Here is a 16,965-nt window from a genome sequence, read left to right as displayed (position 1 = left end):
ACTTCCAAACATTGCCGGTACAATCTCTCTGCTTCATCCCAATTGCCGCGATTTCGCTCGATATCTCCCAATACTCCCCAACTTGTTGCCATACCTGAGCGATCGCCCAATTCTGTCCTTAATTCCAAAGATTGCCGGTACAATCTCTCTGCTTCATCCCAATTGCCGCGATTTCGCTCGATCGATCCCAATACTCCCCAGCTTGTTGCCATACCAGAGCGATCGCCCAATTCTGTCTCAACTTCCAAACATTGCCGGTACAATCTCTCTGCTTCATCCCAATTGCCGCGATTTCGCTCGATATCTCCCAATACTCCTTTTGCAGAAGCGATGTTGCTCTTATTACCCTCTGTTTGAGCAATAGCCAAAGCAGCTTTAAAACATCTTTCTGCCTCATCCCAATTACCAATCTCATAATGACAACGACCCAAACCTAGTAAAGCTTCGGTTTGGTTATTACCTTCTACTATCGTTGGATGTTGGATCATTGCATTTTCTATTAAGCTTCCATTCCCCAGACGGAGGCTATAATTAATCCAAATTTTACCCAATCTTAAATACTCTCTTTTATTCCCTAAATTTAATGCAAAAAATACTGGTTCTCCGAACAGTTGCAAATCTTTCATATCTTTAATATCGTTAAAAGTTATATTAGATTGATAAAAATTATCTACTCTTTTGAACAATCCCGGCATTTGGTTGTATTGCTTTCGCACGAAATCTGCTGTCACCCGATGCAAGTCATAAAAAGACTCGCATTTCTCTTCATCATAGCGAGTTTGCATCAAACTGCTATTTACTAATTGCTCGATAATTTGTTCGGTAGCACTAATATCTTCATCTAAAATTTCAACAGCTTTGTTTGATTGTGCTGCTGTCATCAAACGGTTATCTTGTTCCCACTCATCTGTATACAAACGCAAAAAAGTTAAACTTCGGACATTAATTTGCGTCCGCAAAATGCACATCCGGCAAAGTAAATCACAAGCTGCTTCACTTTGCCTTGCTAGTTGTTCTGTGAGGATAACTTCTACTTCATCTGTCACCAATTCCGGCCGCTTGCGAAGCTTTCCCGGCTCCTCTGCATAATTATTTCCTAACATTTCTAGTACCAAAAGATGACCTTTGACTCGTTCGGCTATCCACTGCAAATCCTCCTCACTATCTCGCAATCCATATTCTTTTAAAATTTCCACGCTAGCCTCAGTGTCTACACCGAGCAGTTTTTCTACCTGTACTAGCTTGCGATTGATTGTAGCTTTTTTAGACCGCGCATCTCCCAAATCTGCTGGCACTTCCCGACAGGTTAAAATCGTTTGAGATTGATGCTGGTTGTAAACCAGGGCATTCAGCAGTTTTCCCCAATCCGGCGAAATTGATTTTCTCGCTTGAGAATGCTTAGCAGGCTGCAAGATATCTTCCAGGTTATCCAACACCAAAAGAAAACGATTTTGGGCAAATCCTGCAATAATTTTCGCAATTTTTTCATCAGCAGTCTTCAAAAGTTCGGGCGCCTGAATTTGCAAACCCTCGCTCAACAAAAACTCAGCTACATCATCAAAACTGGTTCCTTCCTGCACTTTGAAATACAGCACGCCCTCGTAGGCACTATCTGCCGCCAAAGCCCGCCCTGACAAATTTACGCCCACTGCTTCCATCAGTTTGACTGCCAAACTGGTTTTACCGATGCCGCCTTGCCCGATAATTGCTAATACCTTGGGCGCGTTTTGGGGATGCAGCAACTTGGCTGTTAACTCTGCCAAAATTTCATCGCGCCCCTTCCACACGGGAACATCTATAATATTTTGCAACCCCACAACTCGCCTGTGTTTTGTCGCGCGGGTATTTTGCGGGCTGGTGCTATCTTCGCTATGTGCTGCGGGAGAAGAGGTATTGTGGTTGCTGCTATATTCAATAGTGACAGTCGATTTGCTGTTTGCTTTCCACTTGTCTCTTAAATTTTTAATATTTTCGTGTTTGTCTCTGCTTTCCAGCTTCAGAGTAAATATCCAGTCAGGAGATCCCTGAGGATCTGTGCGGTGATCCTCCAAAATTTCCAACCAATCCCTGAGATAATAAGTTAGTGCCTCACCGATATATTGGCGAGTTTGCTTCTCTCGTGTTGTTGCATTGGGCTTAAACCCGCCTCGATCTTGAAGCAGATGCCGTAGCGCTTCTAGGTTGGTGTTCACCTTTAACTCTGAGGTGTGGTCTTTCCACCTTACATGAAGGTTGGAAACGCGATCGCTATCATCTAAAGCATAATCCAGCAGCGCTTCCACCAAGTAACAGACTCGCTGCCAAGACTTTTCGCCTTTTCCGAGATTGCGCGTAGATTTTGATTCGCCTTTTCCGCGCTTGGTCATAGATTTGAATATAAAGTTGTGAAAAAAGTTTCGGGAAAGTTTCGGGATTCCCGATACCGAATGACCGTCCCGAAAGTCCCTAATGCTGATTCTACCACAGTTTCAGCCATTTCTTGCCTTCGGGTATCCCGAAATTCCACACTCAGATTATTGAGTTGGAAATGATTTATGAAATTATCGAAAGAGCATAAACTGATGATTGCCGAGGCTGTTGCTTCGATCGCGATCGGATGTATTGACAATACGGCCGGTATTATTTTAACCGTTACCTCAGTAGCTTTGCACTTGCAGTTCGATCGGCGATCGCGACAAAGCTGCCCCTACGAGCAAATTATCAAAGGCAAGACAGTGCAGCAACGATTTGGGCACTGTCAAGAATGCCCTCTCCTCAAAATGTTAAATCTCAAAAAAGACAATGAACAAACACCCGACTAATTTGATTTGCCAAAATAAGGTTTGTAGTGAGGACTTTAGTCCGCAACAAAAGAAAGGACTGAAGTCCGAACGATCGAACGAAAAGAGGTTTGTAGTGAGGACTTTAGTCCGCAAGAAAAGAAAGGACTGAAGTCCGAACGATCGAACCTATGGGTAAACCCTACGAATTAAGGTAAATCGGTTTCACCCATCAAATAAAGGTCGCACTCCCGCGCCACACCGCGCCCTTCATTAATCGCCCAAACAACCAAACTTTGTCCCCGGCGACAATCCCCAGCGGCAAAAACTCCCGGAATACTGGTTGTATACTTTTCGTGCTCGGCTTTCACATTGCTGCGCGCGTCGCGTTCCAATCCCAACGCATCTAATAGCGGCTGTTCCGGGCCCAGGAAGCCCATCGCCAGCAGCACAAGCTGCGCCGGCAACACTTTCTCAGTACCGGGGATGTGTTTCGGAATGAACTGCCCTTTCTCGTTTTTCGCCCACTCCACCTCAACAGTGTGCACGGCTTTGACGTTGCCGTTTTCGTCGCCCTCGAACTTCGTCGCGGTGGTGAGATAGCCGCGGGGGTCATCGCCAAATTTGGCTGCGGCTTCTTCTTGGCCGTAATCCAAGCGGTAGACTTTCGGCCATTCGGGCCAGGGATTGTTGGCTGCGCGTTCCGATGGCGGTTTGGGCAGGATTTCTAGCTGTACCAGGCTTTGGCAGCCGTGGCGGATGGAGGTGCCCACGCAGTCGGTGCCCGTGTCGCCACCGCCGATAATCACTACATCTTTGCCTTCGGCTGAAATAAAGTTGCCGTTGGTGCTCTTGTCTAAAACTGCTTTGGTGTTGGCTGTCAAAAAGTCCATCGCGAAGTGGACGCCTGTTAATTCCCGCCCTTCGATTCCTAAATCGCGGGGTTTTGTGGCGCCGGTACAGAGGACAACCGAGTCGTATTCTTTTAGCAGTTGTTCTGCTGGTAAGTCTTTCCCGACTTCGGTGTTGCAGACAAATGTCACGCCTTCGTCTTCGAGGACTTTGAGCCGGCGCATCACGACTTGTTCTTTGTCTAGCTTCATGTTAGGGATGCCGTACATTAACAGGCCTCCCGGTCGATCGGCTCTTTCGTATACAGTTACCAAATGACCTGCTTTGTTCAATTGCGCCGCAGCGGACAAACCGGCGGGCCCGGAACCGATAACCGCGATTTTTTTACCGGTGCGTTTGGCGGGGGGTTCGGCGGTAATCCAGCCTTCATCCCAGCCTTTGTCGATAATCGAGGCTTCGATGTTTTTAATCGTGACAGGCGGGTTGTTGATGCCGAGGACGCAAGCGCCTTCGCAGGGGGCGGGACAGACGCGGCCGGTGAATTCCGGGAAGTTGTTCGTTTTGTGGAGTCTGTCTAGGGCTTCTTTCCACAATCCCCGATATACTAAGTCGTTCCATTCGGGGATGAGGTTGTTAATCGGGCAGCCGCTTGCCATGCCGCTGATGATACTGCCGGTGTGGCAAAATGGAATGCCGCAGTCCATGCAGCGCGCGCCTTGACTGCGGAGTTTGTCTTCCTCCATCGGTAGGTGAAACTCGTCCCAGTTGTGGACTCTTTCGACTGGTGAGAGCTCGGAGGGCAATTCGCGGAGGAATTCGATAAAGCCTGTTGGTTTTCCCATAGCGGTGTTTTTCTTAGAATTTACTATTCTGGTAGTTTGTCAAAGCTGAGGCCTGTAGCCTTCTGAACTAACTATTATCATCTCAATTGCGGGCGATCGCACCTCAGATAGAGTAATTCGTACCAGAAATCTTCTATATTGCCCTAGCTACACATAATCTGGCTGCTAAGCCTGCCGACTGGAAGTCCGATGCTCCACATACCAAGTCCGCCTCCGCGGACTGAAAACCATCAAAGCGGGGTCTCAAAATACGATACAAAAAGTTACAGGCGTTGCAAAATATTATTTTAAGGCTATACTACTGTAAACCCGTCAGATATACGGAGTTAACATCCTCAACTCCTAAAATAGGTACACAAAATCATGAGCATTACAGTTCAGAACGTATCGAAACACTTTGGCTCCTTTCACGCCATTGACAACGTGAGTTTGGAAATTAAACGCGGCTCTTTAGTGGCGCTGTTGGGGCCTTCCGGTTCCGGGAAATCGACTTTGCTGAGGATGATTGCAGGACTGGAACCGCCGGATACCGGTCACATTTACTTGATCGGCGAGGATGCTACCCAGCAGTCGGTGCAGGAAAGACATATCGGTTTTGTGTTTCAGCACTATGCTTTGTTCAAACACATGACTATTCGGAAAAATATTGCTTTTGCGATGGAAATTCGCAAAGCTCCTAAAGACTCTATTACCAAACGGGTTGATGAACTTTTAGATTTAGTGCAGTTGAAAGGTTTGGGCGACAGATATCCTTCGCAACTTTCCGGCGGCCAGCGGCAGCGGGTTGCTTTGGCCAGAGCTCTGGCTGTGCAACCGAAAGTGCTGCTGCTAGATGAACCTTTTGGAGCATTAGATGCTAAAGTTCGCAAAGAATTGCGATCGTGGCTGCACAACCTTCACAAAGAAGTTAATATCACTACAGTTTTTGTGACTCACGATCAAGAAGAAGCGATGGAAGTAGCCGACGAAATTGTAGTGATGAACCAAGGTAAAGTCGAACAAGTCGGCACTCCCGCAGAAATTTATGACAAACCTGCATCTGCTTTTGTGATGAGTTTTATCGGGCCGGTTAACGTGCTGCCAAATGCTGCGGGTTTGTTCGCCAGCAACGCTACAACTGCTTACAATAATGGCGCGGCTCATTCGGAATTAGTGTTTTTGCGCCCGCATGACGTGGAAATTAAAACTAAGCCGGAGTTTGGTTTTGCTTCAGCAAAAGTTAGCCGCATCATTCATTTAGGCAGGGAGATTCAAACTGAGTTAGTGTTAGAATCGGGTCAAACGGTAACAGCTTACGTCAGTCGCGAGCGCTTTGACAACCTACAGCTACAGCGAGAGCAGGAGGTTTACGTCAAGCCCAAACACGCGATGACTTTCCCTGCTTATTCAATTTAAATCAGCGGCTGCATCTTACTCTAAATTCTATCGGGGAGCTTTTACAAAACACTGCTGCCACATCTTTACCAGGCTCGTGCCTGGTAATGCTGTCTTGTGTCTCCAAATCGGAGGCTGAGCCTCCTGAAATTCATTCCCAGGCTCTGCCTGGGAACGAGAAAAAGATTTTACAATTGATTTAGGATTGCTATATGGGGTGATTATTCCGAAAGTTTCGGCTTTTTGTTCTGTAGGAGTTGACAAGACGGAAAATGTCGGTATAATAAATACTTATGCCGAATCAATGCGTCCGTTGAGGTTGTATGATTTCATTCGAGATTGGGCAAGCAAAAATGGTTTGCTTCGTTGTTAAGTTCGGAGAGGTTATTGGCGAGCGCAAAAATTAAGAAATTGAGAAGCGAGCGGGGCATAACAAATCATTGGAGCGGACAAAGCTGTAATATTTTCGTTGAAAGCGAAAGTTTTTCTGCCGCTCAATTTAGCTGTTAGCCTGACTAGAATCTACTAAACGCCTCATCGGGTTGATCAGGTGGATAGAGTCCATCTAATAAATATTTATATGCTTTGTTGTGGGAAAATCTTGACGAAAGATGAATATGACAGAACAACAGCCTTTCGGAAAAAGCGTAATTCAAACTTTCGTTAAATCAATTATCGAGAGTAAAGGTAAGCCCAAAACATTACTTATCAACACATCGGATTTCAATCTATTTGCTGATTTAGCAAATTCTGATTTAACTCAAGTTTCAAGGGCGGATGAAATTCCGAATAATGTAAAATTTGATGTTGTTCTAGGTGATTTGCCTCTTGGACTTAACCAAAATGAATGGCAAGACACCATAAATAACAGAATCATTAAAGCCCAACAAAATTGGCTGGATATATTAAAATCTCTATTTTCGCTTGAAGATAAAGGTTTGGCTATTTTTCTCGTCGAACCGCACGGATTAAGCAACTATCAGGGACAAAAGTTTCAGAGAGAGATGAATGCCATAGGTTTTTACGTGAATGGCGTTTTCAATACTCCTGAAAAGTTGCTTTTCCCAACAACAGCAATACGCCCAACGCTAATCTCTATTTCAAAAGAAGAACATCCAAAACTTTACTTGGGAGAGTTAGTTGAAACCGACCAAGCCGAGCAAGTTGCACATAATTTTCTTTCGTCTGTTGACACAGGACATTTAACGGGCGGAACGCTGATAGCTAACGGTGATTTTGTCGGTTTTTATAGATTGAAAATTCAGCAGCAAATCGAACGCCTTGAAACACAGTATAAAGAATACGACAAGTATACTTTGAGCGACATTGCTACTGAAATCAATTCAGTTAAAAGCGGTAAGACGTTTGAGGAAAAAGAAAACGCTGTTTATATTCCCAGCATTGGAAACTCCAAGGTTGTCAGCAATCTGCAAGATGCAAAGTTAAAACACCATAATTACTTTCAAATTGTTCTGAAAGAAAACACCTCTAACGAGTATGTCGCTTCTTTTTTTGAATCAACATTAGGAAGGCTTGTCCTCGATTCATTGAGGATGCAGTCATTTATTCCTCATGTGAACAAGCGAGATATTGAACAAGCTTCAATTGCTGTTCCAAGTATTGTTGAGCAAAAATCTATTGTGCTAACGCAACACAAATTGCGTGAGTTAAAAGATGTAATTGATAATTTCAACAGAGAGATTGCGCTTAACCCAAAAAGTTCAGCCTCTATTCAAGGACAACTAAGCCGAATGCTTGAAGCAATGGCCGTTTTGACGGACGCTGATAAAGTCCGTGCAATTATTCGGGAGGGCGAATCACAAACAATTGAATTTAAGGAATCTCTCAGTTTGGACGTGAAGAAACAAACGAAAGAGTCATACATTGAGCAATCATCTCTGAAAACTATTGTTGCGTTTCTTAATACTAAAGGCGGTACGTTACTTATAGGCGTTTCTGATGATGGTCAAATATGTGGCGTTGATGGAGAAATTGAGAAGTTTCACAAGAATACCGACAAGTTTTTATTACACTTCAAAAATCTTCTGAAAAGCAAGATTGGTGAAGAATTTTATCCTTTCATTGATAATCGGCTGGTGAAGGTAGATGATGTAAATGTTCTTTTAGTTGAGTGTAAAGCATCTCAAACACCTTGTTATTTGGATAGCAAAGATTTTTACGTTAGAACTAATCCAGCAACCGACAAACTTGAGGGGTCTAAATTAGTTAAATACGTAAAACATCGTTTTCCGAGTTGAGGATATTCTCTCTTCTCTAGGAGTGTAGCCTAACAATTCTGGTGCAGCGGATTGGGACAATCCGCTTGTAGAAATGCAAAGGTGTTGGAAACCGCTGACCAGAACCGTTAGACAGTCTAGCGGAGGTTAATAGGTTGTATTTTCAAAACGCAGTCGAGCGGAAACGCGGGTAAATGGATATGCCGTAGACTGTCAATCAGCTATAAAATTGTCGTAGAAAAGCACAAGGGTGCGCTGCGCTGCGATTCGACACCGGGATTGGGGACGGAATTCTCGATCGAGATTCCGCTGCGGCAACAAGTCAGACAAGCAGTACCGTTAGTTTCGCTGAAAATATCGGAGGCAGCTTAGAAAGAGCCGGGGAAGGAATTTTTTTTCTTATATACTACTGTAAGTCGGTCGATTTATAGTATTATGTGTAATAATGTCACAACCGATACAGCTAGGACTTACGCACAGGTGGTCATCACCTTGGTTGTTTGCACAAACACTTCGTTACACCCCGAAGAGAGGGCAAAAAACCAGGTTTCTTTGTTTTTAATGCGTCAGTCATGACTGGTTTATGCAGCTTAAACTTTGGGCGCTGGCGATACGGTAAAACCGAAAAACGGCGAGACGGCAATTGTACGAACTAACTTTGATTCCTTCAGTAACTAGCTATGACTATTGCTTCACTTTCCACTATAAATTTTGATGAAACGAGCCGACATATATTTTCTCGCCGCTCGCATTTGCCCAATAGAAGTAACGGTCTGTGGCAAATTGCCACTGGAGTAGTGCGAACTGTTACCTGGCTTGAAGATGGCACAATTATCACTTTGGGATTGTGGGGGCCTGGTGATACGATCGGCAAACCGATATCAAAATGCGATCCTTTTCAAATTGAATGCCTCACTAAAGTCGAGGCAACTCTATTATCTGCCGATCGCTGGCTAAATAGAGATATTTTGCTCAATCACATTCAGCAGGCTGAAGATTTTATTGTACTGCGAGGTTACAAAAAAGTTGACTTTATGCTGTATAAACTATTGACTTGGCTGGCTAAGAGGTTTGGTTCTGAGGTAGAGCAAGGACATCTGATCGATATGATTTTAACGCATCAGGACATTGCAGAAATTCTCGGTACAAGTCGCGTAACTGTCACTCGCACCCTCGGTATTTTTGAGCAGCAAGGTTTGATTGAGCGTCTGCCGCTCCACCGGATTGTTCTGCAACCTTCAGAGGTGTGGCACTACGAAATATAAAAGGATATTAACTGTTAAGCTGTTGCGGCATTTAGATTTAATTTTGAGGGCTGGTTCTCCTGCCCACCCCACAAGACTTTCAAGAAACAGCATTCTTAAAACTAGATGCGCGCCAGCTTAACAGTTAAGTGTTAACCTTTTCAACTCCCGATCTTGTATCATATTTCACAAAAAATTATATTGAGTTTGTGAGGTATTTGTGATGAGTTATGGAGCGCTGCTAGCTTTTGGCTGCAATGTCGGTGCTTTTTTTTAGCGGCATTGTTTCCACCAGTTTGCACGGTTGGCTGTGGATTGCTGCTGCGAGAGTTGGGTAGTGTGGCGGGAATTAAATTGCGATCGCTCCTCCGGCTCCAGAATTAAGCCACCAACAAACTACTGTTCACCTATAGACATTAAGTAGTTTATCGTGTAATCTGTTAAATTAAGTAGAGAGAGTTGGCGATCGCACTCCTGGAGCGATCGCCCAATTGCTACTAGCAAAACAGTCTCTCAATCTTGCCGCTGTTGCCCTTAACCAGAATTGCCACAGCAGCGAAATCTTATAGATTATCCGGGCAAATCTCATCAGGCTGCATTTGCTCTATACCAAGCGCATTACACATGACAGTGAATTTTGCGCTCGCTTCACCTGAGAAAAAATAAGAGGAACTAAGAACCATCAATGCCGTACAATCATTTCAAAGATAATGTCTTGCAGTCCTTAAAGAAAAAAACTGGCTGGCCAGTTATTTCTCTAAAGTCAATCAAGTTTCAAAAATCGTCCCTAGTCAGAGTTTTTGCTTTCTTTTTTGCAGTAGGTTTAGGATTGAGCGGGTTAATCCCCCAGGCTGCGATCGGCCAGCAACCTAAAGATGTCGAACTTACCTTAGTTTCCTTTGCTGTTACCAAATCCGCCTACGACAAGATCGTTCCCGGCTTCGTCGCCAAGTGGAAGCGAGAAAACAACCAGAATGTCAAAATCAGCCAAAGCTACGGCGGTTCGGGTTCCCAAACTCGTGCTGTGATTAGCGGTTTGGAAGCCGATGTCGTACACTTAGCCTTAGAATTCGATACCGATCGCATTCAAGAAGCGGGTCTAATTAAACCGGGTTGGGAGCGAGAAGTACCCAATAACGGAATTGTTAGCAAATCAGTTGCGGCATTAGTAATGCGGGCCGGAAATCCTAAAAAAATCCAAGGCTGGGCAGATTTAGCCAAACCCGGTATCAAAGTAATTACTGCTAATCCGAAAACCTCGGGTGTCGCGCGCTGGAACTTCTTAGCTTTGTGGGGCTCGGTAACTCGAAACGGAGGAAACGAACAAGCAGCCCGCACCTTTGTCGGCCAGGTTTATAAAAATGTGCCAGTGCTTCCCAAAGATGCCCGCGAAGCATCTGATACATTCTACAAACAAAACCAAGGCGATGTATTGATCGACTACGAAAACGAAATTCTGCTGGCAAAAACGCAGGGCGAAAATGAACCTTTCATTATCCCCCAAGTGAATATTTCCATTGACAACCCGGTAGCTGTAGTTGATAAATACGCAGCTAAACATGGAACTACTAAAGTAGCGGAGGCTTTTGTGAAATATCTTTACACGCCGGAAGCTCAGCGAGAATTTGCGAAAGCGGGTTTTCGACCTGTTAACTCGACGGTAGCCGGAGAATTTAGCAGTAAGTTTCCTAGAATTAGCAAACTGTTTACAATTGCCGATGTAGGTGGCCCGAATGCAGCGCAAAATAAATTCTTCGCTGACAATGCGATGTTCGATCAAATTCAGAATTCTCTGGGAAGGAGATAATCTCAAATTCCATTAGTTAAATTTTCTCCTCGACTCCCCAATTAAGTTCAAAAGCAAGTGCGATCGCACGCACTTGCTTTTTTTACAGTCCTGGACGCACTCCGACGAAAGAAACCGGGTTTTTTAATCGAGGTTGAAATAAAGCATAGCTTTTTAAGGAGGGCTAGGCAGGATCGGGCTTAACTGAACCGTATTGGGCGATCGAGGCGGCGGTATTGCTTGTAAAATACTCGCTCCCTGCAACATTTGAGACTTTCGGGCTCTACCCGCTTCTGGGTGTTCGCAAGACGGTGCAAAGGGCGGAACCAAGAACGGGCAAGCTTTCCACCCACCCTGTACCCCCACGCCGAGCATCAGGCAGTTTCCGCCCCTGTGCCCGTGCTGCTCGTAATACCGACAGTGCCGACAGCTTAAATTGCCTACATTTACGTTGCTCACGGGATTTCTCCAACCGTTTTTGTAATAAAATTATAATAACACCTGTATGCCTACCGGAATTGTGTACTATGATATACTGTACAATTTAAACTCGATCGCAAGTGAGGAATGTGGAACTATCTTCTAGAGTAGAATATGCCTTGTTAGCGCTCTTGGAACTGGCGAGCCACCACCCAAAAGAATCGCCCCTAACAGTCAACGAAATTACTGCTTCTCAAGAGATACCGGAACGCTATCTCGACCAAATTCTTGCCGTGCTCCGCCGTGCGGGTATCGTCCAGAGTCTGCGGGGCGCTAAAGGCGGTTATTTGCTGGCGAAAGAGCCTTGGCAGATTACTTTGCTAGAGGTGTTTTCGAGTCTCGAAGGATCCGGCAGCGGCCAGACTCAAAAAGTTGCGGAATCTGTAACAATAGAAAAAACTGCGGTGCTAGAAATCTGGCAGGAAGCTAGACAGGCATCTTTGGCAGTTTTGAGCAAATACACATTACAAGATTTGTGCGAACAGCGGGATGTTCGCAAACAAGCAAATCCCATGTACTACATTTAAACGGAGATAAATTTAACCATGAAAGTTGCTAAAGATGTTACGCAAATAATTGGCAAAACTCCTTTAGTTCAGCTCAATAAAATTCCTCAAGCTGAGGGAGTGGTGGCGACAATTGTCGCTAAGTTGGAAGGGATGAATCCGGCGGCTTCGGTGAAAGATCGGATTGCGGCAAGCATGATTCAGGCGGCAGAAGATGCTGGGTTAATTCAACCGGGGAAAACAATTTTAGTTGAACCGACTTCGGGAAATACTGGCATTGCTTTGGCTGCGATCGCCGCTGCGAAGGGTTACAGTCTAATTTTAGCTATGCCGGATACGATGAGCTTGGAACGCCGATCGATGTTGAAGGCTTACGGTGCTCAGTTAGAATTGACGCCGGGGCATGAAGGGATGTTAAGCGCGATCGCCCGTGCCGAAGAAATTGCCGAAGAAACCCCCAATGCTTTCATGCTGCAACAGTTTCGCAACCCCGCAAATCCGAAAATTCACCGGGAAACTACAGCCGAGGAAATTTGGGCGGATACTGACGGTAAAGTAGATTTTTTAGTGGCGGGAGTTGGCACCGGCGGCACAATTACGGGCGTTGCTGAGGTGATTAAACAGCGGAAACCGAGTTTTAGGGCTGTGGCGGTGGAACCAGCCGGCAGCCCCGTGCTTTCAGGAGGGCGATCGGGCGCTCACAAAATCCAAGGAATCGGTGCGGGATTCATCCCGGAAGTGCTGCGAGTTGAGTTGATTGATGAGGTGATTGCAGTTAGCGATGAAGATGCGATCGCCTACAGCCGCCGCCTCGCCCGAGAAGAAGGATTGTTGTCAGGAATTTCGGCAGGTGCAGCGTTGTACGGCGCGATTCAAGTTGGCAAGCGTCCCGAAAATGCTGGTAAATTGATTGTTTTTGTGCAGCCTTCTTTTGGCGAGCGCTACCTCAGTACAGTGCTGTTCAAAGATTTTGAATTACCGACAGCAACGGAATTAGAAGCATTAGTTTAGAACTACCTATGTTAGTTTTTCTATAATAAAATTGGCTTGTAGTGGGGACTTTAGTCCTCCAAAAGAAGGACTAAAGTCCTCACTACGAACCTTTTTAAGATTGGTTTGTAGTGAGGACTTTAGTCCGCAATCCCAAGGACTAAAGTCCTCACTACAAACTTTTTTAAGATGGTTTGTAGTGGGAATTTTGTCTTTCAATAGAAGGACTAAAGTCCTCACTACGAACCTTTTTAAGATGGGTTTTTAGTGAGGACTTTAGTCCGCAATCACAAGGACTAAAGTCCTCACTACGAACCTTTTTAAGATGGGTTTGTAGTGAGGACTTTAGTCCGCAATCACAAGGACTAAAGTCCTCACTACAAACCTTTTTAAGATGGATTTGCAATCAATTGGGGATGACAAAACTCTGCGAACTCACGGCGGCTGCAAAAATAAAAAAAATTACTCCCATCCCCAACAAACCAACAGCCGCACTGAAGAGGATTATCAACCAATCTGAAGGTTCGTAGGTATTCTCGTCAATTTGGCGGCGCACGATAAAGTATTTTCTAGTTGAGATTAACACGGTTGCTAAACCCACTAGAGAGAAGACTAAACCCAACTTCCAACCCGTACCGTGACGGTGCTGTATGGGGATTTGCACGGTGCGAAATCGCACGATGAGGACGCCAAAACCCATTAAGGCGATCGCGCTACGCATCCACGAGAGAAAGGTGCGTTCGTTTGCAGAGCGATCGATCGCCTTTGACAGATTTTCCTGCTTGAGTTTTTCCTCGTCTACTGTCATCGGTTTGAAGGAAATATCTGGGGCGATCGAACTTTTGGATATATTTAGGAAACACTCGGATTATTCGGGACTCATGAAACTAGCTGCGCTGCCGGGAACTGAGAAGATAAAATAAATTACTCCCATACCCAAAAGTACGATCGCCAAACTAAACAGCAGTACCCACCTGTCTGTAGGCTCGTAAGTATCGTAATCGATATCGTGACGCACAGCAAAGTAGTGCTTAGTGGAAATTAACACTGTCAGCAAACCCACCACAGAAAACAGCAAACCCAACTTCCAGCCGTTACCGGGAGTCGGTAGCAGAGGCGGGTGGAAGGCTCGCAGGCGGACGATGACGACGCCAAAACCCATCAGGGCGATCGCTGTGCGCATCCACGCTAAATAAGTGCGCTCGTTTGCTAAATGATCGCGCACCCGCGAGGGATTGTGTCGCTTGGTTTTTTGCGTATCTGCTTTTGGCGATTTAAATCCTAACAGCATAAATAAAACTCTTAATTTGGGCTGCAAACCTGGAGCAAGAATTAATTTTTTTCAGCTTCGCCGAGTTACCCGTGTTAAATCCAACTCATCAAAAAAAAGCACACCAAAATTTGTTAACACTGTCATACTTATGTATTTTCCTGTTCATCTACTTGTATAGGCGATCGCTGCCCCGGGCGCACCCTACAGCAGAGATTTCATGTTAGCATTTTAAGTCAGTTTATCTCAAGTCGAAATATTTATCGAGACTGAAACAGCCGCAGCAGCCGATAAGTACCGCTGTCTATCAAAATGAAGATTCCCAAGCCAATCAAGACAAAAGGGACAATAGCTTGAGTATAGCGAGTCAAAAAACTGGCGATCGCCCCCTGAAGAGTCAACCGATAAGCCGCCCAACACCAAACGCCTACCAAAACAAAGAAAACCGTCAAAATTACCGCCAAACTCGGCAAATCCCTGCTAGCAAACAGCGGCAGATAAATGCCGATGTTGTCTCCCCCGTTGGCGACAGTCACAGCAGCCACGTTCAAAATTTGGGGGTGGAACAGGCCTGCTAATTTTGACAGCGCAGAGAGTTATATTGACCGTTAAACCCGCCCGATACTGCTTGCACCTCATTTCGATCGTTTTCGCGATTCAGCAGGTGACTGATGCCGAGCGCGATCGGAACCAAACCCAGCAGACCAATCCAAGCTCTCGGCACAATTAAGCCGCCAAAAAAACCGGGCCAACTAGCCACAATCAATGCTGCAAATCCGAGGTACTGACCGGCCACAATATGTCTGGGGCGGAAACTAGAATTTACCTGAGCGAAGCACAGCATCAAAATGGCAATATCGTCAATGTTTGTGGCTGCAAAAGATGTAATTCCGGCAAGACTCGCTGCGGCAATCCAACTCATAACAATCATAATTGAATAATCCTCATTCCTCGGGTTTGCTTGGGGATGAGGGAATTAATGTTTTTGACAATATTCATGAGGATTATTGCATTAATCTTTGATAGGATAGGGAAACCGCAGATCGACGCTGCGGAACGCAGATATGTTTCAAGATAGTTGGCTATTTTGACAATATTCATTGACTATCATAGCACAAAGACTGACTTCACCACTCTGCTATTTCCCTTCCACTAGCAACTGTTCAAAATCCGCTGCCGGCACGGGAGGGCTGAACAAATATCCTTGCATGGCATCGCACTCGTAGCGCCAGAGAAAATCTCTTTCTGCTTCCGTCTCAACTCCTTCGGCAATTACCTCAAGACACAGACTGTGCGCCATTTCAATAATCGCTTTCACAATCGCTGCATTTGTGCAACCATCGGTGATATTGCTGATAAAACAGCGGTCAATTTTTAAAAGATCGAAGGGGTATTGCGTCAGATAGCTTAAGGAAGAATAGCCTGTTCCGAAATCGTCAATAGATATAGAAACTCCCAAATCTTTCAATTTTTGCAAAGTAGCGATCGCACTTTCGGCATCCTCCACCATCAAACTTTCTGTCAGCTCTAATTCCAAACTGCTCGGTGCCAAACCAATTTCTGCTAAAATTTCGGCAACTCTGCTGCTGAGATCCGGTTGATGAAATTGGCGCGGCGACAGATTCACCGCTACCTGCTGCAAGGAAAAACCAGCATTTTGCCAAACCTGCATTTGCCTGCAAGCTGTCTGCAAAACCCACTCGCCTAATTGTACGATGAAACCAGTTGCTTCGGCATCGGGAATAAATTCGGCGGGCGAAATCAGCCCTTTTTCTGGATGCAGCCAGCGCACTAAAGCTTCTGCACTCATAATTTTACCAGTCTGGACATTGACCTGCGGCTGATAGTAAACTTGGAATTCTTCTCGTTCCAGGGCTGCGCACAAATTTGTTTTTATCTGCTCTAATTTCTCGGCGGCTTCTTGCAGCAATTCGTTGGTTTGCGATCGCAAATTACTCTGCTGTTGGGCCAAAGCTGCTTGTTTTTTCAAGCGACTCGATATCGCGCCCACAAGTTCAGCTTTAGTAAAAGGTTTAGTCAGGTAATCATCTGCTCCCAATTCCATGCCTTGGCGCACTTGGGAGCGATCGGCTTTACCGGTGAGAAACACAAAAGGTACTGTAGCAGTAACAGGATGCGATCGCAAGGCCGCCAGCACCCCATACCCGTCAAGTTGCGGCATCATCACGTCGCAAAGAATCACGTCGGGAAGATTTGACACCGCCGCATTTAAACCTTGGGCTCCATTTTCTGCACCCGTCACGTCGAAACCTTCAGCTTTGAGGAGTTTGAGAATATTCTCCCGAATTACTCGATCGTCCTCAATTACTAGAATCTTTTTCATACGTCATTCCCTGAAAGTGATATAATTGATCGGCGTTGCAGAAAGCCGATCGGCGTGGCAATAACTGAGAACGCACAGCTCGATCGGATTAAGGGCCGAATATTTTCCGACAAAAATAGCAGACGCCCCTGAAAAACCCTAATTTTTCAAGGACAACTTGATTAATGTTTCTCTGCTTACTTAGCGCCGTCCGTATTATTACGAGGTTAATTAAGAAATCTCTCAACTAATTTTAGGCGATCGACAGTTAGCAGCACCCTGAATAACTGCTAAACTGATTG

The 16,965-nt window shown here is 45.3% G+C and carries 16 protein-coding genes; 7 read left to right on the top strand and 9 right to left on the bottom strand.

Annotated elements, in window-relative coordinates:
* Positions 1-2,366: tetratricopeptide repeat protein (locus QUB64_RS18055; protein ID WP_333270177.1), on the bottom strand; the 2,366-nt coding region annotated here is incomplete at its 3' end.
* Positions 2,367-2,534: 168 nt separating this feature from the next.
* Between QUB64_RS18055 and QUB64_RS18050 the strand changes: the two genes are divergently transcribed.
* Positions 2,535-2,801 carry a hypothetical protein gene (locus QUB64_RS18050; RefSeq protein ID WP_333270175.1) on the top strand — a complete coding sequence of 89 codons (267 nt, stop codon included), beginning with the start codon at positions 2,535-2,537 and terminating at the stop codon, positions 2,799-2,801.
* Between the two features lie 167 nt (positions 2,802-2,968).
* On the opposite strand, the gene gltD is transcribed toward QUB64_RS18050, so the two are convergent.
* Positions 2,969-4,453 (bottom strand): glutamate synthase small subunit, encoded by a 1,485-nt coding sequence (gltD, locus tag QUB64_RS18045; protein ID WP_333270172.1) that lies wholly within the window; start codon positions 4,451-4,453, stop codon positions 2,969-2,971.
* A 363-nt stretch (positions 4,454-4,816) separates the two neighbouring features.
* Here gltD and QUB64_RS18040 point away from each other — a divergent pair, with 363 nt between their 5' ends.
* From QUB64_RS18040 to QUB64_RS18030, 3 genes are all read left to right on the top strand, one after another.
* Positions 4,817-5,848, top strand: coding sequence for a sulfate/molybdate ABC transporter ATP-binding protein (locus tag QUB64_RS18040; protein ID WP_333270170.1), 1,032 nt, complete (start codon positions 4,817-4,819; stop codon positions 5,846-5,848).
* A gap of 596 nt (positions 5,849-6,444) precedes the next feature.
* Positions 6,445-8,085, top strand: coding sequence for an ATP-binding protein (locus QUB64_RS18035; RefSeq protein ID WP_333270167.1), 1,641 nt, complete (start codon positions 6,445-6,447; stop codon positions 8,083-8,085).
* A 659-nt stretch (positions 8,086-8,744) separates the two neighbouring features.
* Complete coding sequence (locus QUB64_RS18030) at positions 8,745-9,329, top strand: Crp/Fnr family transcriptional regulator (RefSeq protein WP_333270164.1); 585 nt, start codon at positions 8,745-8,747, stop codon at positions 9,327-9,329.
* A gap of 424 nt (positions 9,330-9,753) precedes the next feature.
* On the opposite strand, the gene QUB64_RS18025 is transcribed toward QUB64_RS18030, so the two are convergent.
* A complete protein-coding gene (locus QUB64_RS18025; RefSeq protein WP_333270163.1) occupies positions 9,754-9,897 on the bottom strand; it encodes a hypothetical protein in 144 nt (47 codons plus the stop codon).
* Between the two features lie 96 nt (positions 9,898-9,993).
* Here QUB64_RS18025 and QUB64_RS18020 point away from each other — a divergent pair, with 96 nt between their 5' ends.
* The gene (locus QUB64_RS18020; RefSeq protein WP_333270161.1) at positions 9,994-11,115 is read left to right on the top strand and encodes a sulfate ABC transporter substrate-binding protein; all 1,122 of its coding nucleotides are present in this window, start codon (positions 9,994-9,996) and stop codon (positions 11,113-11,115) included.
* A gap of 153 nt (positions 11,116-11,268) precedes the next feature.
* Here QUB64_RS18020 and QUB64_RS18015 read toward each other — a convergent pair whose 3' ends face one another.
* A complete protein-coding gene (locus QUB64_RS18015; protein WP_333270158.1) occupies positions 11,269-11,553 on the bottom strand; it encodes a hypothetical protein in 285 nt (94 codons plus the stop codon).
* A 110-nt stretch (positions 11,554-11,663) separates the two neighbouring features.
* Here QUB64_RS18015 and QUB64_RS18010 point away from each other — a divergent pair, with 110 nt between their 5' ends.
* Positions 11,664-12,101 carry an RrF2 family transcriptional regulator gene (locus tag QUB64_RS18010; protein WP_333270157.1) on the top strand — a complete coding sequence of 146 codons (438 nt, stop codon included), beginning with the start codon at positions 11,664-11,666 and terminating at the stop codon, positions 12,099-12,101.
* Positions 12,102-12,119: 18 nt separating this feature from the next.
* Positions 12,120-13,091 carry a cysteine synthase A gene (gene cysK, locus QUB64_RS18005; RefSeq protein WP_333270154.1) on the top strand — a complete coding sequence of 324 codons (972 nt, stop codon included), beginning with the start codon at positions 12,120-12,122 and terminating at the stop codon, positions 13,089-13,091.
* 385 nt (positions 13,092-13,476) lie between these two features.
* On the opposite strand, the gene QUB64_RS18000 is transcribed toward cysK, so the two are convergent.
* The 5 genes from QUB64_RS18000 to QUB64_RS17980 all read right to left on the bottom strand — a co-directional run bounded on the left by QUB64_RS18000 (position 13,477) and on the right by QUB64_RS17980 (position 16,684).
* A complete protein-coding gene (locus QUB64_RS18000; RefSeq protein WP_333270151.1) occupies positions 13,477-13,878 on the bottom strand; it encodes a YidH family protein in 402 nt (133 codons plus the stop codon).
* Positions 13,879-13,938: 60 nt separating this feature from the next.
* A complete protein-coding gene (locus QUB64_RS17995; protein WP_333270149.1) occupies positions 13,939-14,361 on the bottom strand; it encodes a YidH family protein in 423 nt (140 codons plus the stop codon).
* A gap of 239 nt (positions 14,362-14,600) precedes the next feature.
* Positions 14,601-14,885, bottom strand: coding sequence for a cadmium resistance transporter (locus QUB64_RS17990; RefSeq protein WP_333270146.1), 285 nt, complete (start codon positions 14,883-14,885; stop codon positions 14,601-14,603).
* 29 nt (positions 14,886-14,914) lie between these two features.
* Positions 14,915-15,271 carry a cadmium resistance transporter gene (locus tag QUB64_RS17985; protein WP_333270143.1) on the bottom strand — a complete coding sequence of 119 codons (357 nt, stop codon included), beginning with the start codon at positions 15,269-15,271 and terminating at the stop codon, positions 14,915-14,917.
* Positions 15,272-15,478: 207 nt separating this feature from the next.
* Complete coding sequence (locus QUB64_RS17980; RefSeq protein WP_333270140.1) at positions 15,479-16,684, bottom strand: EAL domain-containing response regulator; 1,206 nt, start codon at positions 16,682-16,684, stop codon at positions 15,479-15,481.
* Between the last annotated feature and the right edge of the window lie 281 nt (positions 16,685-16,965).

The sequence above is a fragment of the Microcoleus sp. Aus8_D2 genome, assembly GCF_036702665.1.
Lineage (GTDB): Bacteria > Cyanobacteriota > Cyanobacteriia > Cyanobacteriales > Microcoleaceae > Microcoleus.
Note: the sequence above shows the minus strand (reverse complement) of the source record. Positions and strands in the feature narration are given on the sequence as shown.